The following is a 17,994-nucleotide window of genomic DNA, read 5'->3' as shown; positions in this document are numbered from 1 at the left end:
GACCGTTGTTAAGCAATTAACAACTCTTAAATACATGCAATACGACTGTAGCTCAGTTGGGCGAGATTGGACCGAAGCGAAGCTTCGCAGCCGAACGAGGTGGAGGCAGGACGCCGACAGGATGAAGCTTCATGGACGAATTAAATAGTATGTAGACTTATAGTACGACTGTAGCTCAGTTGGTTAGAGCACTACCTTGACATGGTAGGGGTCGGTGGTTCGAATCCACTCAGTCGTACCAAAATTAGTAAAATGTATTTAAAGTACGTTGAAGGAAATAGCACTACCTACTCTTGATCACCCGGTCCAGAGGTCGGTGGTTCGAATCCACTCAGTCGTACCAAAATTAGTAAATAATGTATTTAAAGTACGTTGAAGGAAAGAGCACTACCTACTCTTGATCACCCGATCCAGAGGTCGGTGGTTCGAATCCACTCAGTCGTACCAAAATTAGTAAATAATGTATTTAAAGTACGTTGAAGGAAATAGCACTACCCACTCTTGATCACCTGGTCCAGAGGTCGGTGGTTCGAATCCACTCAGTCGTACCAAATATACTTCACCCCTAAAAGTATATTTAATTTAAGAATTTAAAATTGTACGACTGTAGCTCAGTTGGTTAGAGCACTACCTTGACATGGTAGGGGTCGGTGGTTCGAATCCACTCAGTCGTACCAATTCAAAAAACATCTCAAGAAAAAGCACTACCTACTCTTAATCACCCGCTCCAAGGTCGGTGGTTCGAATCCACTCAGTCGTACCAATCTCCATATCTACACTATCAAAAAAGAAAAAGCACTACCTACTCTTGATCACCTGGTCCAGAGGTCAGTGGTTCGAATCCACTCAGTCGTACCAATTCAAAAAAAGAACGTAGGTCGGTTAAGTGGCGAAGCCACGCCACCCGACATTGGTGACCCCCGACCCCAAACATCACCCAACATAAAGCAAAACCTGCACCGATATTGATTAATATCCAACATCGTCGGATGACGCCTTCGAATTATCCAACATTGTCGGATGACGCCTCTGGCTTATCCAACCTACGTTAATTATTGGGGACGTATGGGAAACACCCACATATAAGGTATTAATTATTCCCCACACCAATTGCGGCTGTACATTCCTGATGCGACCGCTTTATGAAAGCTTGAATGAGGCCAATCAATAACCCGTTCAACCAAACCATGTTTAAGCGGGTTAAAATGCACATAATTTACGTGGTGCCAATAATCACGTTCATCAACAATAGTATGCTCCCAAAAGCGGCGTTGCCAAATCCCTCGTTCATTTTTATTAACGCGTGCGAGTGATAAATGTTCGTTTTTAGGCAAGCCTTTAGAAAAACGTTTTTTAATTTCGCGCCAACGTCCAGAGTAATAACTATCACCTTTGGGTAAGGTTAACACTGCATGCATATGATCAGGCAACACTACCCACGCATCAATATAAAATGGTTTATGCATTTTTACCCAGCGCACAGCCTCACGCAATAAATCAATATGCTCAACCAGTAATGATTTTTTACGATCCTGCAAATTAACCGTAAAAAAATACGTTCCTCCTGGTTGATAATTTCGACGATATCTCACAAAAAATCTCCTTATAATAAACGACTAAACATCGTCGGATGACGCCTCCGGCTTATCCAACCTACGTTAATTGTTGGGAACGTAGGTCGGTTAAGTGGCAAAGCCACGCCACCCGACATTGGGTAATCCCCCAATATCAAAAACACTCCAAAAAAGCGCACTCGATCTACACTTGCTTAATAAATATCAAGTAACATCCATTTAATCACCCTGCAAAGTTAGAATTTATTGCTTGATAATTCATACTATGTTAACAAATAGACTATCTTATAAATTAATATATCAAAAGCACGCTAAGGAAGGATTTAACTATGAAGTTTGTTACGCTCATTTTACTAGCCTTACTTGGTTTTTCAGTTGAAGAAGCTCATGCAAAAACTGTGGTAAAAGTAGGTGGCTATGAGTTCCCTCCTTATATAGAAATTGTTGATGGGCGTGCTTCTGGTCTTACCGTTGAATTAATAAGCGAGCTAAATAAAATACAGCCTTCTTATCATTTTGAATTAGTACTAACCACACCCATTCGTCGCTTTAAAGATTACCAAAATGGCCTATTCGATTCGATTTTTTTTGAGAACCCAGATTGGGGATGGCTACAGGGAAACAATGTAATTAGTAACTCCCCTGTTGTAGCCATAGATACAGAAGTATTTATTGCTTTAAAGCAATTTGCCAAGTCTCAAGCCTGGTTTGATAACTTAGCAGATAAAACCTTGGTGGGTATTTTAGGCTACCATTATCCGTTAGCTAATTACGAAAGTAGCCCCTCAGTTCTTGAAAACGAATATAAAATGACTTTATTAAGCAGCCATAAAAGAAGTATTGAATTAGTATTAAAAAAACGCAGCGATAGCGCTATTGTTACTCGTTCTTACCTAAATCAATACTTTAGCAAGTATCCAAAAAGCAAGCGTTTGCTACTTGTGTCTGAGAGAGTGGCACAAACCTATAATCATCAGTTATTACTTCGCCCAAACCACACGCTAGATATAAGCACCTTGTATAAATGGGTAAAGCAAGCACTCACGCAAGGCAATATTGCAGCTAGGCTAAAGCAACTTGGGCTTCAACATTCACCTCTAATTACACCTTTACTGCAGACTAGCCAAACAAATACTGCTAATTAATGGCAGTAACTAGAAAACTTACTATTCTCATCATTTGTCGCAAACTCAACTAAAGTCATCAGTAAATCACTGTGCTTATGAGTAAACCCAGTATTAGCAAGACGTTTTTCTAAATAGGCGGTAAAGTTCTTTCTCTGCTGATGTTGGCTTTGTAGCTTAATTAATAGTTCTGACTGTTTTTGGTTAATTAATCGTGTCTCGTATATCGGGTCTTCATCCGGCCAATTCTCAACTGGAGAACCCTTTTGTTGAAATACAAAATCACTCAACGAGCGTTCTATTTCATTATAATCATGCCCACCTAGCAGTTTTTCTATCTCTTTTAGTAAACTTGAGTACAAAACCCGAGGAAACAGCTTGTAAAAGTCATGATTTTTGAAAGACTCACCAGAGGGCGTTTGTTGCCAATTTTCAAAGCTTGCTCGTAAAGCATGCACCAATATACGACCAACATAATGGCTTTTTTGAAACGAGACGCCTTGTGATTCTAATCTCGATAAAACATGGTTTAATCGTTGCTTTAAACTGCGTACTTCTAATTGAAGTTCGCTTTTTTGAGCCTCTAGTAATTGTATTTCGTCAGCACTTGTTGTTATTTTTTGTTCTAATTTATTTATTTTGACTTGCGCACCATGAAACAAATTACGTGTATCTTTGAGCTCTGCCAATACACTGGCATTTTGTAATTTTATAGGCGAACTATCATCACCTGTATAGGTTATGGTTTGTTTACTGTTTATTAATGCTTCGTTTAACGCCTGCTCTAATTTACTGTCTATTACTTGGCCAGACTTACTACCTTTTAGCAAGTTGGTTAAAGTTAAAGAAATATGTTTTTGATACCAATTTTGGATGTGCTCACACTGCACATCAGATAAATTAGCAAACGGATTATCTTCACTTATTGGCTTATTAGCCATAAAAGTTCCCTCTAGTAAAAACACCTATAATTATCATACCAATTGCATTAAATTAGTGTTCTATTATGGCGCCTGAAAATAACGTAATAACAAGACGAAAGCTATAACATATAGTTATTCTATATAAATAACTTTACGCAGTAAGTGTGCCATTTAATACGATAGAATGATCATTTTTAAAAATCGGTATTGTGTCATATTTAAGTTAAGTTACTTATTTTTGTATATTAATAGCTATCGCTTTTTAAGGCTATACTTATATTGTTTGAATACTGAGAACATTTAAGTTGTTTATTCCAGATAACCCACTAAACTTAAGTGCACATATAAAAATGCATTATCCTTATGAGAATATTTTTAGTCGTTGCCTTACTTTTATCCTTCTTTACTTACGCAGATCCTGCGCCTGTAACCTACAATGTTGACGATAAAAATATTACTCTTCCAGGTAAAAAATATAAAAGTGGTTATGGCTATAATCTAAATGCTGATACCGTACTTCGTTTAGTTACACTCAACTGGCCTCCTTATATAGACGATAACCTATGCAATAAAGGCTGGCTTTACCAGCTTACAGTTAGCATGCTGGTTAAGCGTGGTTATGGCGTTCATATTGAGTTTTACCCTTGGGCGCGTGCAGTTCGTGAAGCAGAGCTAGGCAAAGCCGATATATTATTCCCTGAGTACTATATTGCCGACGACGTCATATCTGAAAATATTTTAACCAAAACACGCAATCAGTTATTAGCGCTATCAGAACCTATTCCAGGTGGCGATTTATCGTTTGTTGCACTTAAAGATCACACCATTGACTACGATGGCAGTATTAACTCTGTAAAAAATCGGGTTATGGGCGTAGTTCGCTCATATAAAAATAGTGACGAACTCGATGAACTGATTAGCCAAGGCAAAGTAAAAACCATTGTTGCAAACAGTGAGTATCAACTCATTCACTTGCTTTTAAACGGTCGCGTCGAGCTTATTGTTGCCGATTTAGAAGTACTTAAAGCCAGCGTTTACAAGTCACCTTTATCAAATAGAGATAAAAAAGTGATGCTAAATGCACTCGTTGCATTATCACCAAGTATTGAGTACAAAAATCTGCATTTTTCAGTAAGTAAAGATACATCTAATTGGCAATCTATTTTAGCTGACATCAACGATGAAATTGCCATTATGCGTAAAAACAATACTTTTGAACGTTTTATCGCTCATAAAAAACAACAATGCTATAACTTAGGGTAATTAACGATTTATTTTAAACTACATGGTAACTATAAAGCTGATGCTCTCAAAGCCATCAGCTATTAAACAATGTTTAAAAATCAAATGGCGCTCTTACCCAGCCTTCCATTAACACACGGGCACTGCGGCTCATACTTGCTTTGCTAACCTGCCATTGGCCATCTGTCAAAATCGCCTCTGCACCCACTTTTAATGTGCCCGAAGGATGTCCAAAGTTAACTTCATTAATAGCTCCACCACCAGCGGCTACATTAACTAAGGTGCCTTTTATCGCGGCTGCTGTGCCAATAGCAACGGCTGCTGTACCCATCATTGCATGATGTAACTTGCCCATCGACATCGCGCGAACCAATATACTTATGTCGCTGGCATTTATGTGCTTACCACTTGAGGCTGTATAGTCTTTTGCTGGAGCAACAAATGCCACTTTAGGTGTGTGTTGACGTGCTTGTGCTTCATTAATATTATTAATTAAGCCCATTTTCACTGCACCATGGGCACGAATGCTTTCTAACATAGTTAACGCCGCATTATCGCTATTAATATCACCTTGCAACTCTGTACCGGTGTAACCAATATCCGCTGCATTTATAAAAATAGTCGGAATACCAGCATTGATCATGGTTGCTTTTAACGTGCCTACGCCTGGAACTTCTAAATCATCAACCACATTACCTGTCGGGAATAACGCACCATCACCATCAGCAGGGTCAATAAATTCCAGCTTTACTTCAGCAGCAGGAAAGGTAACACCATCTAACTCAAAGTCACCGGTTTCTTGTACTTCACCATTGGTCATGGGTACATGCACTAAAATGCTTTTTTTAATGTTTGCCTGCCATACACGCACAATAGCAATGCCATTATCAGGCACTCTACCTTTATCGACTAAACCATTGCTGATGGCAAACGCGCCTACAGCAGAGGTTAAATTACCGCAGTTACCGCTCCAATCTACAAACGCTTTATCAATCGCGACTTGACCAAATAAGTAATCAACATCGTGATCGGGTTGCTCACTTTTACTTAAAATAACGGTTTTACTGGTGCTTGAGGTTGCGCCACCCATACCATCAGTTTGTTTACCATAAGGATCGGGGCTACCAATAACGCGCAATAATAAGCTATCGCGCGCCTCACCTGCCACTTGGGCAGGTGCAGGTAAGTCAGTTAAATTAAAAAACACGCCTTTACTGGTGCCGCCGCGCATGTAAGTCGCTGGCACTTTAATTTGTGGTTTAAACATAAAAATGCGTCCTTATGATGCTTGCGTGGCTTCTAAAAAGTCTTGCGCAAAGCGTTGTAACACACCACCCGCAGCATATATAGAGAGCTCTTCTTGCGTATCTAATCGGCATTTCATTGGCACAGTGACTACTTCACCATTTTTACGGGTAATCACTAATTCTAAAGTTGCCCCTGGTGCTGGTTCGCCCTTAACATCATAGCTTTCGCTACCATCTAGGCTAAGTGTTTTGCGGGTTGTACCTGCAGCAAACTCCAGTGGTAGCACACCCATACCAATAAGGTTAGTACGGTGAATACGCTCAAACCCTTCAGCTGCAATAACCTGAACACCAGCAAGCCTAACACCTTTTGCCGCCCAATCGCGCGACGAACCTTGGCCATAGTCAGCACCGGCAACAATTATAAGCGGTTGCTTACGTTGCATGTAGGTTTCGATGGCTTCCCACATACGCGTGTTTTCACCTTCTGGCTCTATGCGCGCGTACGATCCTTGCTTCACTTCACCGTTTTCATCCAATACCATTTCATTCAATAGTTTAGGGTTTGCAAACGTGGCTCGTTGTGCGGTTAAGTGATCGCCTCGGTGCGTTGCGTACGAGTTAAAATCTTCTTCTGGCACGTTCATTTTAGTTAAGTATTCACCTGCAGCGCTGCTTGCCATAATCGCATTAGAGGGTGATAAATGATCGGTGGTAATGTTATCGCCAAGTACCGCTAATGCACGCATACCACTCATACTGCGCTCGCCTGCTAATGCACCTTCCCAATAAGGAGGGCGACGAATATACGTACTTTCAGGGCGCCAATCGTATAATGGGTCGTTATCTTCGCCGTAATCAACGGTTAAGTTAAACATTGGCTCGTATACTTTTCTAAACTGCTCAGGCTTAACACTTTGCTTGATCACTGCATCTATTTCTTCATCAGATGGCCATAAATCTTTTAAGGTTACATCGTTACCTTGCTGATCTTTACCGAGGATATCTTTTTCTATATCAAAACGGATGGTACCGGCAATTGCATAAGCAACCACAAGCGGTGGAGACGCTAAAAATGCTTGCTTAGCATACGGATGAATACGACCATCAAAGTTACGATTACCCGAAAGCACCGCTGTTGCGTATAAATCGCGATCAATTACTTCTTGTTGAATTTTAGGATCTAGTGCACCACTCATCCCGTTACAGGTGGTACAGGCAAAACCAACAATACCAAAACCAAGTTGCTCTAGCTCTGGTAATAAGTTTGCATCTTCAAGGTACGATTGCACTGCTTTAGAACCCGGTGCCAATGAGGTTTTAACCCAAGGTTTACGCATTAAACCTTTTGCATTGGCGTTACGCGCCAATAAACCTGCAGCAATTACATTACGTGGGTTACTGGTATTAGTACAACTAGTAATAGCGGCAATAATACACGCGCCATCTGGCATTAAGCCTTCTTCGTTTTCAACAACGCCCGAAATACCTTCTTTAGCTAAGTCGCTAGTAGATACACGACGGTGCGGATTTGAAGGCCCTGCAATGTTGCGCCCTACGCTCGATAAATCAAATTTAAGCACACGGTCGTAATGTGCTGTTTTTAAGCTGTCGCTCCATAGCCCTGCTGTTTTAGCGTAGTTTTCTACTAGTGCAATTTGCTCTTCGTCGCGACCTGTTAAACGTAAGTAATCAATAGTTTTATCGTCAATGTAGAACATAGCCGCGGTTGCGCCAAATTCTGGGGTCATGTTCGAAATAGTCGCTCTATCACCAAGGGTTAGTGCATCAGCACCCTCACCGTAAAACTCGAGGTAAGTCGATACCACACGTTGCTCGCGTAAAAATTCGGTAATAGCCAATACAATATCGGTTGCAGTAATGCCCGGTTGGCGTTTACCGGTAAGCTCTACGCCAACAATATCGGGTAAACGAATGTACGATGCGCGCCCAAGCATTACACTTTCGGCTTCAAGGCCGCCCACACCAACAGCAATAACACCTAATGCATCAACATGCGGTGTATGGCTGTCGGTACCTACTAGCGTGTCTGGGAATGCAATACCATCACGATTTTGAATAACCGGCGACATTTTTTCAAGGTTAATTTGATGCATGATGCCATTGCCCGGCGGGATCACATCAATATTTTTAAACGCAGTTTTTGTCCAGTTTATAAAATGAAAACGATCATCGTTACGTCTATCTTCAATCGCGCGGTTTTTCTCAAATGCTTCAGGGTCAAAGCCTGCATGCTCTACCGCTAACGAGTGATCGACAATTAATTGTGTTGGCACAACCGGATTTACTTTTGCAGGATCGCCGCCTTTTGCAGCAATAGCGTCGCGCAGACCCGCTAAATCAACTAAAGCGGTTTGCCCTAAAATATCGTGACATACAACGCGTGCCGGATACCATGGGAAATCTAGGTCTTGCTTGCGCTCAATAATTTGGCTAAGCGCATCGGTTAGCATATCGGGTTCACAACGGCGTACTAAGTTTTCGGCAAATACCCGCGAACTGTAAGGCAGTGTGGCGTAAGCACCTGGTTTAATGGCATCTACTGCGGCCTGGGTATCGTAGTAATCTACATTTGAGCCTGGTAATGGCTTACGGTATTGAGTGTTATTAATAATGGTCATAATAAATTCGCTAATTTGGTGACGGGGTTAATCAAGACAGGCTTTAGATTTGAAGGTATATTGTTTGCATAATTTGCTAAAGCCGTAAAAGGTGAGTTGGTAACTCACCTTTTGTATGGACTATATGTTTATCTTGATTCAATTGGCGTGTAGCTGCGCGCATCTGGCCCTGTGTAATCGGCACTTGGGCGAATTATACGGTTATTTGCACGTTGCTCTTTTACGTGTGCTGTCCAACCGGTTACTCGGCTCATTACAAAGATAGGCGTGAACAACTTAGTAGGAATACCCATAAAGTGGTACGCCGATGCATGGAAGAAATCGGCATTACAGAATAACTTCTTCTCACGCCACATTACTTCTTCACAGCGAACTGATACTGGGTAAAGCACATCGTCACCCACTTCTGCGGCTAATTTTTCAGACCATTTTTTAATAATTACATTACGCGGATCCGACTCACGGTAAATAGCGTGACCAAAGCCCATAATTTTATCTTTACGCTCAAGCATGCCCATTAGCGCGTCTTCAGCTTGATCAGCACTAGTAAAACTTTCAATCATATCCATTGCGGCTTCGTTTGCACCACCATGCAGTGGGCCACGTAAGGTACCAATTGCACCAGTAACACATGAGTGAATATCAGAAAGCGTTGATGCACACACACGACCGGTAAAGGTAGATGCATTAAACTCATGCTCTGCGTACAAAATTAGTGAAACATTCATCACTTGTGCAAATAACTCGCTTGGTGCTTTATCATGTAATAGCGTTAAAAAGTGTGCGCCTACTGAGTCATCATCAGTTTGTGTTTCAATACGAACACCGTCATGAGTAAAACGATACCAGTAACAAATAATACTTGGGAAAATTGCCACCATGCGGTCAATCGCATCGTTTGCTTCGCTAAAATCATTTTCCATTTCAAGGTTACCTAGCATAGAACAACCGGTACGCATTACATCCATTGGGTGTGCGTCTTTAGGAATGTTCTCAAGCACTGTTTTTAGTGCTTCAGGTAAACCGCGTAAGCTTTTAAGTTTAGCTTTGTACTCTGCCAGCTCTGTTGTGGTTGGTAACTCGCCGCGAGAAAGTAAAAACGACACTTCTTCAAACTGCGCTTTTTCAGCCAGTTCGCTAATGTCGTAACCACAGTAAGTTAAACCTGAGCCTGTTTGCCCTACTGTACATAATGCTGTTTGTCCTGCTACTTGGCCACGTAAGCCTGCGCCACCTAATGCTTTATCTACCATGATTTGTCTCCTGTTGGATTTTTATTATTTGTCAGATTTTGCTGAAAAAAGGTTATCTAGCGTGTTTTCGTACGAGTGATAATCTAAAAAGTCATAAAGCTCTGCACGCGTTTGCATGTTTTCAATTTGGCTTTGTTGCGACCCTTCATTCAAAATAGCCGAGTAAACATTGAGTGCCGCTTTATTCATAGCTCTAAATGCACTTAGTGGGTAAAGCACCATTTCTACACCCACATCGCTCAACTGCTCTTTGGTATAAATTGGGGTTTGGCCAAACTCGGTAATGTTGGCTAAAATCGGCACATTAATCGCTTTGCTAAATGCGTGGTAATCAGCAAGGTCGTGAACGGCTTCTGCAAAAATGGCATCGGCTCCCGCCTCAACACAGGCAGCTGCACGGTCTATTGCTGCATTTAAGCCTTCTTTTTGAAATGCATCAGTACGCGCCATAATGTAAAAATCGCTATCAGTTTTGGCATCTACTGCGGCTTTAATGCGGTCAACCATTTCAGCTTGGGTAACTATTTCTTTATTAGGACGGTGACCACAACGCTTTTGTGCTACTTGGTCTTCAATATGAAAGCCTGCTGCACCCGCTTTGGTCATTTCTTTAACGGTACGGGCAATATTAAATGCTCCGCCCCAGCCTGTATCGGCATCAACTAATAATGGTAAATCGCTAGCACCGGTAATACGGCGAATATCTTCAAGCACATTATCAAGGCTAGTCATGCCTAAATCTGGCATACCAAATGAGGCATTAGCCACACCTGCACCCGATAAGTAAATAGCCTGATGGCCCATTTTTTCAGCCATCATTGCGGTATACGCGTTAATAGTACCCACAACTTGTAACGGGTGGTTATTTGCAATTGCCTGTTTAAATTTTAATCCTGCTGACATTACCTTCTCCTAACTTTGAACGGGGCTGCTCTTTGGCAGCTTAGTATTTTTTAATAATGTTACATCTGTATTAGGGTCTATTGACCTTTCAAAATTTAATCCGCAAAGATCAACAGAATCTAGTTAGCCATTTCATTTTGAGTAGCTTGTACTGATTGATATCCATCAAATTTTGTTTGTATATTTGCTTGGGAAGCACTGATATGGCGCTTCATTAGCATTTCGGCCAGCTCCCCATCATGATTTTCTATGGCGTTCATAATCGCTAAATGTTCGTCAAACGCTTTCGATACGCGTGGCCCAACCATGCCCATTTGCACACGGTACATTCTTATTAACTGGTATAGGTCGTGGCATAACAAATGAATTAAGTGAGCGTTTTTACTGCCTTTGATTATGCGATAATGAAAGTCTAAGTCGCCTGCTTCTTGATAGTACGACTCACCCTCTTTAACACGCTGAGTATGCAAATGCTGATTCAGTAATTGTTTCAAACCTTGAACTTCATCTGGTTCCATATTGTCGGCAGCTAACCTACATGCAAGTCCTTCAAGGGCACTGCGCACTTGATACACCTCAATTAAACGCTCTGCGGTTAATGCCACAACACGACAACCTATATTGGCTTTGCGCTCGACTAAGTAACAACTTTCTAAACGGTTTAATGCCTCTCTGAGGGTTGCACGGCTTACACCATAACGCTTTGCAAGCTCTGGCTCTGATATTTTACTGCCTTGTGCAATGCTGCCTTCTACAATTTCGCGGCGCATATCTACAAACACTTTATCGGAAGCGGTTGTAACTGCAGTGTCGTTTAAAAAGTGCTGTGTCATAAAGTATTTTTATATTGTCGACAATTTATGGGTTAACTATGTGCTTATTAGCTAACAGTGTCAACCCTAAAAGCACTAAGAATGAGTAAAAAACCATCAAATTGTCGACAGCATTAGCTAAAAGTATAATAATTTTTAGTATTAAATGCGTTTTTCATAATAAGGTGTCGACACTTTCAAAGTGCTACTATTTCGGCTTTAACACTGAAAAAAATCGTCAAAAATGCTATTATCCGGCTTTAAATTTTATTGTATGAGCCAAATCGTGGACGCTAACACTTATATTCCAGAGCAATTTATTGATGACGTAAAAACTTATCTGCCTGAGCACCTTACCTTAGATGATTTTTTAAATGCCTGTCGTCGACCTTTACGTAAGTCTGTTCGCGTTAATACATTAAAAATGAGTGTTGAAGAATTTAAACGCCACGCAGCTCAAAAAAATTGGCAACTCACTGCCATACCCTGGTGCGATGAAGGTTTTTGGCTAGTGCGCCCAAACGATGAAGAGCAAAATTTAGCGCTAGGTAATACCGACTTACACTTAAGCGGCGCAATGTACGTACAAGAAGCAAGCTCAATGTTGCCGCCAATGGCACTAAAGCACAGCCTGCAAACTAGTAGCACAGTACTCGATATGGCCTCTGCGCCGGGTTCTAAAACATCACAACTAGCTGCACTAATGAACAATCAAGGTGTATTGGTTGCAAATGAGCTGTCGTCATCGCGCTTAAAAGTACTTAGTGCCACGCTAAAGCGCATGGGTGTTGGTAATTGTGCGTTATCGCATTTTGATGGCGTGGTATTTGGTAATTATATGTTTGAATGCTTTGATAGTATTTTGCTTGATGCGCCCTGCTCGGGTGAAGGCACAGTTCGTAAAGACAGCGATGCACTAAAAAATTGGTCTATCGAATCAAACATTACCATTGCCCAAGTACAAAAAGAGCTGATTAAAAGTGCATTTTATGCACTTAAACCTGGCGGCACGCTGGTGTATTCAACCTGTACATTAACCCCACTCGAAAACCAGCAAGTGTGTGATGCATTGCTAGAAGAATTTGGCGAATACATCGCGCCAGAGCCTTTAAATGACCTTTTCCCTGGCGCCGAAAAAGCCACTACAGACGAGGGTTACTTACATGTTTGGCCGCAAACCTTCGACAGTGAAGGCTTTTTTATTGCTAAATTTAAAAAACACAGCAGCTGCGAAAACCAAAATCTAAAAGTTAAAAAAGGCGCATTCCCCTTTACTGATTTTGATAGTAAACAGCAAAGTGCGTTTATGAGCTCTCTCAAAAAGCAATTTGGTTTAACGAGTCTACCAGGCACTTTAATGCAACGCGACAAAGAGCTTTGGCTGTTCCCAGATGAATTTGAAGCAATACAAAACAAAATAAAATACGCGCGGTTAGGTATTCAGATAGGCGCTATTCATAAAAATGGCGTGCGCCTCGCCCATGAATTTGCCACCGTATTTGGTAAGCAATGTAAAAGCAATGTACTGGAACTAAACAATCAGCAGGCCAGTGATTACTTTAATGGCAAAGACATTCGTTTGGATGAAGTTGTTAAGGCAACTGGCGAAGTGATCCTAACCTTATGTGGTTGCCCTATTGGTTTAGGAAAATGGCAAAAAAATAAGGTTAAAAACTCACTACCTAGAGATTTGGTGCAAAACACGCAGTTAATAAACTGGGAGTAAACTCTAACTTAAGTGTGCATAACAATTGTAACCCACTGTAATTATTACAGTATAAAAAATGAGCAAAAATGTGTATTTTTGAAGCTTTTGACTATACTTAAATAACTTTCTTCTTCTCCCTAAGAATCTGAAAGTGTCTTTAGTTAGCGCAGGGCTCACATATGAGCCCCTCTATAACCCAGAGTTCCTTATAGCTCTGGGTCTTTTTTTGTCTTTAAAACAGGTTTTAGGTTTTAGGTTTTAGGTTTTAGGTTTTAGGTTTTAGGTTTTAGGTTTTAGGTTTTAGGTTTTAGGTTTTAGGTTTTAGGTTTTAGGTTTTAGGTTTTAGGTTTTAGGTTTTAGGTTTTAGCAATGAGACGCTACGCTTTGGGAAGTGGTGAAAAAAAATTAATCACTTAGGTTAGTGGCTTTATTTTCTCATTTATTTCTCATTCCCTTCTCTCAGTTCAATTAGATCTTTAAGAAAATTATACACAAAGAGGGCTAAGAGACGCTGCGCTTTAGAGGAAGTGATAAAAACAGAAAGCTTTCATTAATAAGGGGCTTAATCGTTAATGTTTCCTCATTTACTCCTCATTCGCTTCTCTCAGTGCAATTAGATCATTAAAGAATTTATGCACAGAGAGGGCTAAGAGACGCTGCGCTTTAGAGGAAGTGATAAAAACAGAAAGCTTTCATTAATAAGGGTCTTAATCGTTAATGTTTTCTCATTTACTCCTCATTCGCTTCTCTCAGTGCAATAAGATTTTCAGGAAATTATGTACAAAGAAAACTAAGAAGTGCTGTGATTACAGAAGTTAAACTTCATGTTTTGGTAGTCGGGTTTCGAGGATAAGCCTAAAACCTACCACCTAATCCCTAGCCCCTTTATTTTTTTAACCACAGTATTTATTAAACATCCAACTGCCTCTAACCGCCTCAAAATGAGTTCCAAATTGAAGCGATAAACACACAATTGGTAAACGGTTCATTTCTTTAGCCATGCTAAAAATTTTATTAAATTTATAACCATATTTAGAGGCTAATTTAAGCTCGTTCACATAAAGGGCTTTGTAGATGGGGGGTAGTTCATTCCAGTGCATTAACACAATTTGAATAATACCTAAGTGAACATCTAACTTATATGGGCCAACTTTTTTAGCTTGCTGAATATAATTATATACCCGCTCGGTAGGCCCCTCTTGATAGCTGACAACTTGCGCCAAGCTTATCCAGGTTAGTGCCCAAGTTTGCCTTAACTCAACCGACTTTAACAACGCTTGCTCAGCTTGTTGATATGTTTGCTGAGTATGTTCGGTTTGCTCAATTGATGTTGTATCAATACCGGCTAAACCTAGCATTTTTATATGGGCTAAAAAGTGCCAATAATGAGGATGCTCAGGGTCCATATTAGTAGCCAAGGTAATCGCATTTTCTGCTGCCTGAAGCGATGAGCCAGACAAAGCGCCACCGGACTCTTGCACAATATTTAGGGCATTAAAGTACCACGCATTTGCGCGCATACTTTGCATACTTGTATAAGCAATAACAAGTACTATCATGGCTAAAATAACAGCAGGCACTACCTTGAACATGTTTAATTTAGTCATTAAATAAACACTCGGTTAGTTGCAGCGGGTTAGTTACAAAAAGCGTTGTGGCCTGCTCTTCACCTAATAATTGCGCTACTGTTTTTCTAGCTTGGCTTAAAATAGGCGGTCGACGTTTTACTGAATGAGCATCAGAGGCAACATAGTTTACTAACCCATCTTTTAACATTTGTAACGCTATAGTTTGTGCGCTTTCTCCCCACTCACCTTCAATACTCGATGCCGTTAACTGAAAGTCGCAGCCTAACTGCTTTAAGTGTTCAATGTAATAAAGGTTTGACTGAATATCGCGATTACGCTCTGGGTGCGGAATAATAACGCGTATATTTTGTTTGGCGAGCCACTGAATAAACTTATCGTAGCCTTGCGGCATATGTGAATGCGGTAACTCTAATAACAGCACATTTTTGCCTACTATTTCACCAATAAAAGGCAATTTATTAGCCATCACCATTGCCATAAGTTCTACGTCTAAACGTACTTCAGCAGCGGCAGCTAATTTTACATTAATCCCTTCATTTTTTGCATTTTGTTGTAAGTTTGCCAAATTATCATTAATAACAGAAATCGAATTATTAAAGCGGCCTACATGTATATGCGGCGTTGCTACCATATGCGTAATACCATCGTTTTCAGCCAATTTTAAAAGCGCTAAAGACTCTGTTAAATCTTTAGCGCCATCATCAATACTCGGCAAAATATGCGTATGAATATCAATCATAAACTAACTTAGTTACGCTTGTGGCTTTTCAGGTTGCTGTGAGTAATCGTAATAATCATAGTAGCCATGGCTATGCTCATCTTTAGATTTACTCATATCGACCTTATTAAGTACCACACCGGCAACGTGCGCTTTTACTTCAAATAAACGTTCAAGGCCCGCTGTAATTGGTTTAATACGGGTAATATCAGATTTAACAACATAAACTACCGAATCTACACTTTGCGCAATTACCAATGCATCGCTCACAGCTTGTGTAGGCGGTGTATCAACAATAATATGGTCGTACTGCGCTTTTAAATCGCTCAGTAACTCAGCAAAGCGTGGATTTGATAATAGCTCAAGTGGATTCGACGGTATTTGTCCGCTCGGCATAATTGTAACACCCGATTGCGTATCAACATGAACACACTCCGCTAATTGTTCAGTGCCTATCATTAAATTACTTAAACCTGGGTGAAATACCGGTATATCAAATCGTTTAGCTAACGTTGGTTTACGTAAATCTGCATCAATTAATAATACCTTACCCATTTGTGCCAACGACATCGCTAAATTAGCAGAGGTGGTCGTTTTACCCTCTCCTGGTGAAGTAGAGGTAACAGCAATAACTTGATGCGCTCGGTCAAGATGAGTTAACAACAAACTAGTGCGGAAGGTGCGTACCGATTCGGCAAAACGACGATAGGTATCCTCTAAATAAGCATGGATCGGAAAATAGCTCTTTTTAGGTACCGCAACATGCGGTAATAACCCTAACATACGTTGAGCGAGTTTATTTTCTACATCATTTTTATTTTTAACTGTGTCGTTTAAGGCATCAAAAACAAAAGTCATTACTACTGCAAAACCAAAACTAGCAACAAAGGCTAAAATAACAATTAGCTTTTTGTTAGGTTTGCTTGGGTCTTTTGGAGCATAAGCACGGTCTGTAAAACGAGCTGCAGCTGAGCTAAAGTCACTAGTTACTTCGGTTTCTTTAGAGCGTGACAAAAAGGTATTAAAAATATTACGGTTTGTCTCAACTTCACGCTTTAGTTGGTTATATTGGGTTTCTTTACGGGTAATATCTTGATATTCAGCACGAATTTTAGCTAAATCGCGCTCAAGCGCATTTACAGTTCGCGTTGTTCTATTTAGCTCTTTTTCAATACCGGTAATTAAGCCTTTAATTTGCTTGTTAAGGTTAGTTTTAACTGTAGCAAGTTCAGATTTAGCTGAAATCATTTTTGGGTGTTTAGGGCCGTAAATCTCACCAAGCTCACTTACTTTTCGCTCAACCAATACAACTTCGCGTTTAACATCTTGTACAACACGGTGTGATGTAATTTCGGGCATGCTACCAAGTAGCTCTATGTTATCGTTGCCATATTCGTTAATTACACGGTTAATGCTTTCAAGATTATTTTTAGTCGCACGAGCATCAACTAACTGCTTTGAAATTTGCTCAAGCTCTTGAGTAACAAGCCCAGCAATACCCTCTATATCAACCAGCTTTTGCGCTTCTCGGTAAGCTTGTAAACGCACTTCAGAGCTATCTAGTTGTATACGCAATTCAGATAAACGCGTGTTTAACCAGCTAGATGCCTGCTGGGTTATTCCCATTTTAGCGCGCATTTGGCTTTCTATGTAAACTTCACCGACCGTATTTGCCACTAAAGCTGCTAACTTAGGGTCGCTCGACTCAAAACTTACACGCACTAATTGCGTTTTCATTATAGGAGAGACACTCAAACGCGATTTGAATGCAGCAAGCAGACCTAGCATTTCTCGCTCTGCTTGCTCTTCTTCGCTAAGAACAGAGCCTTCTTTTTTATTTAAAAAAGGTAACAGCTGCTTAACCATACCTTTTAACTCACCTGTAAGCGAAGGTTTAGCAATAAAGTCAGTGTGTTCTTTTAAATTAAGCTTAGTAATTACCTCACGAGCAATGCTGTTTGACTTAATTACTTCAAACTGGGTTAAGTAATATTCTTTTTTTGTAGAGTCTAAGCCATATATTTCATCAAAGCTTACAGCCTTGGTTTGCTCCGACTCAATTAATAAAGTAGCTGTGGCTACATACTTAGGCACCAAAGTTAAAGCAACCATTATAGTTAGTAATGTAACTACAATAGCAAAACCTAAAATTTTCCATTTACTTTGCTTAATAACATTAAGATAAGCACCTAAATCAATAACTTCCTCGTTGTTGCTAGTTTTTTCAGAGTGTGTATTCATTTTGTTATTACTGCCTTA

Annotated in this window: 13 protein-coding genes and 2 tRNA genes; 5 read left to right on the top strand and 10 right to left on the bottom strand. The window is 40.3% G+C overall.

Annotation, left to right across the window (positions count from 1 at the left end):
* Positions 1–164: 164 nt before the first annotated feature.
* Both FLM54_RS06520 and FLM54_RS06515 read left to right on the top strand, forming a co-directional pair.
* Positions 165–241: transfer RNA gene (locus FLM54_RS06520), tRNA-Val, on the top strand.
* Positions 242–600: 359 nt separating this feature from the next.
* Positions 601–677, top strand: a tRNA-Val gene (locus FLM54_RS06515).
* 417 nt (positions 678–1,094) lie between these two features.
* Here the strand turns inward: FLM54_RS06515 and FLM54_RS06510 are convergent.
* Positions 1,095–1,592 (bottom strand): REP-associated tyrosine transposase, encoded by a 498-nt coding sequence (locus FLM54_RS06510; RefSeq protein WP_178955820.1) that lies wholly within the window; start codon positions 1,590–1,592, stop codon positions 1,095–1,097.
* Between the two features lie 311 nt (positions 1,593–1,903).
* On the opposite strand from FLM54_RS06510, the gene FLM54_RS06505 reads away from it, so the two are divergent.
* Positions 1,904–2,719, top strand: a complete 816-nt coding sequence (locus FLM54_RS06505) for an amino acid ABC transporter substrate-binding protein (RefSeq protein ID WP_178955818.1) — start codon at positions 1,904–1,906, stop codon at positions 2,717–2,719.
* On the opposite strand, the gene FLM54_RS06500 is transcribed toward FLM54_RS06505, so the two are convergent.
* Entirely contained in the window at positions 2,716–3,639 is a 924-nt protein-coding gene (locus FLM54_RS06500; protein ID WP_178955816.1) for a hypothetical protein, read from the bottom strand. The two genes, FLM54_RS06505 and FLM54_RS06500, sit on opposite strands and share 4 nt — an antisense overlap.
* Positions 3,640–3,984: 345 nt before the next feature.
* Between FLM54_RS06500 and FLM54_RS06495 the strand changes: the two genes are divergently transcribed.
* Positions 3,985–4,884, top strand: coding sequence for an ABC transporter substrate-binding protein (locus tag FLM54_RS06495; RefSeq protein ID WP_178955815.1), 900 nt, complete (start codon positions 3,985–3,987; stop codon positions 4,882–4,884).
* A gap of 73 nt (positions 4,885–4,957) precedes the next feature.
* Here the strand turns inward: FLM54_RS06495 and prpF are convergent, their stop codons facing one another.
* The 5 genes from prpF to FLM54_RS06470 all read right to left on the bottom strand — a co-directional run bounded on the left by prpF (position 4,958) and on the right by FLM54_RS06470 (position 11,741).
* Positions 4,958–6,130, bottom strand: a complete 1,173-nt coding sequence (prpF, locus tag FLM54_RS06490; protein WP_178955814.1) for a 2-methylaconitate cis-trans isomerase PrpF — start codon at positions 6,128–6,130, stop codon at positions 4,958–4,960.
* A 12-nt stretch (positions 6,131–6,142) separates the two neighbouring features.
* On the bottom strand, positions 6,143–8,752 hold the full coding sequence (acnD, locus tag FLM54_RS06485) for a Fe/S-dependent 2-methylisocitrate dehydratase AcnD (RefSeq protein WP_178955813.1): 2,610 nt from the start codon (positions 8,750–8,752) through the stop codon (positions 6,143–6,145).
* 128 nt (positions 8,753–8,880) lie between these two features.
* The gene (gene prpC, locus FLM54_RS06480) at positions 8,881–10,005 is read right to left on the bottom strand and encodes a 2-methylcitrate synthase (RefSeq protein ID WP_138609386.1); all 1,125 of its coding nucleotides are present in this window, start codon (positions 10,003–10,005) and stop codon (positions 8,881–8,883) included.
* Between the two features lie 24 nt (positions 10,006–10,029).
* On the bottom strand, positions 10,030–10,908 hold the full coding sequence (gene prpB, locus FLM54_RS06475; RefSeq protein ID WP_178955812.1) for a methylisocitrate lyase: 879 nt from the start codon (positions 10,906–10,908) through the stop codon (positions 10,030–10,032).
* Positions 10,909–11,027: 119 nt separating this feature from the next.
* Complete coding sequence (locus FLM54_RS06470) at positions 11,028–11,741, bottom strand: GntR family transcriptional regulator (RefSeq protein ID WP_178955811.1); 714 nt, start codon at positions 11,739–11,741, stop codon at positions 11,028–11,030.
* Positions 11,742–12,006: 265 nt separating this feature from the next.
* Here FLM54_RS06470 and rsmF point away from each other — a divergent pair, with 265 nt between their 5' ends.
* A complete protein-coding gene (rsmF, locus tag FLM54_RS06465; RefSeq protein ID WP_178956848.1) occupies positions 12,007–13,446 on the top strand; it encodes a 16S rRNA (cytosine(1407)-C(5))-methyltransferase RsmF in 1,440 nt (479 codons plus the stop codon).
* Between the two features lie 875 nt (positions 13,447–14,321).
* Here the strand turns inward: rsmF and FLM54_RS06460 are convergent.
* From FLM54_RS06460 to FLM54_RS06450, 3 genes are read right to left on the bottom strand one after another with little or no spacing between them, the layout of a single operon-like run.
* Positions 14,322–15,035 (bottom strand): VpsP family polysaccharide biosynthesis protein, encoded by a 714-nt coding sequence (locus FLM54_RS06460; protein WP_178955809.1) that lies wholly within the window; start codon positions 15,033–15,035, stop codon positions 14,322–14,324.
* Complete coding sequence (locus FLM54_RS06455; protein ID WP_178955807.1) at positions 15,028–15,756, bottom strand: tyrosine-protein phosphatase; 729 nt, start codon at positions 15,754–15,756, stop codon at positions 15,028–15,030. Before FLM54_RS06455 ends, FLM54_RS06460 begins: the two co-directional genes overlap by 8 nt.
* Positions 15,757–15,768: 12 nt before the next feature.
* Complete coding sequence (locus FLM54_RS06450; RefSeq protein ID WP_178955806.1) at positions 15,769–17,976, bottom strand: polysaccharide biosynthesis tyrosine autokinase; 2,208 nt, start codon at positions 17,974–17,976, stop codon at positions 15,769–15,771.
* Between the last annotated feature and the right edge of the window lie 18 nt (positions 17,977–17,994).

The sequence above is a fragment of the Pseudoalteromonas sp. Scap25 genome, from assembly GCF_013394125.1.
In the GTDB taxonomy this organism is placed as follows: Bacteria; Pseudomonadota; Gammaproteobacteria; order Enterobacterales; family Alteromonadaceae; genus Pseudoalteromonas.
This window is presented reverse-complemented; position numbering and strand designations above follow the sequence as displayed.

Bases quoted from the DNA above. Each gene is read 5' to 3' on its own strand.
- FLM54_RS06505 (WP_178955818.1), top strand. From the start codon at position 1,904: ATGAAGTTTGTTACGCTCATTTTACTAGCCTTACTTGGTTTTTCAGTT.
- FLM54_RS06500 (WP_178955816.1), bottom strand. From the start codon at position 3,639: ATGGCTAATAAGCCAATAAGTGAAGATAATCCGTTTGCTAATTTATCT.
- FLM54_RS06495 (WP_178955815.1), top strand. From the start codon at position 3,985: ATGAGAATATTTTTAGTCGTTGCCTTACTTTTATCCTTCTTTACTTAC.
- prpF (WP_178955814.1), bottom strand. From the start codon at position 6,130: ATGTTTAAACCACAAATTAAAGTGCCAGCGACTTACATGCGCGGCGGC.
- acnD (WP_178955813.1), bottom strand. From the start codon at position 8,752: ATGACCATTATTAATAACACTCAATACCGTAAGCCATTACCAGGCTCA.
- prpC (WP_138609386.1), bottom strand. From the start codon at position 10,005: ATGGTAGATAAAGCATTAGGTGGCGCAGGCTTACGTGGCCAAGTAGCA.
- prpB (WP_178955812.1), bottom strand. From the start codon at position 10,908: ATGTCAGCAGGATTAAAATTTAAACAGGCAATTGCAAATAACCACCCG.
- FLM54_RS06470 (WP_178955811.1), bottom strand. From the start codon at position 11,741: ATGACACAGCACTTTTTAAACGACACTGCAGTTACAACCGCTTCCGAT.
- FLM54_RS06460 (WP_178955809.1), bottom strand. From the start codon at position 15,035: ATGACTAAATTAAACATGTTCAAGGTAGTGCCTGCTGTTATTTTAGCC.
- FLM54_RS06455 (WP_178955807.1), bottom strand. From the start codon at position 15,756: ATGATTGATATTCATACGCATATTTTGCCGAGTATTGATGATGGCGCT.
- FLM54_RS06450 (WP_178955806.1), bottom strand. From the start codon at position 17,976: ATGAATACACACTCTGAAAAAACTAGCAACAACGAGGAAGTTATTGAT.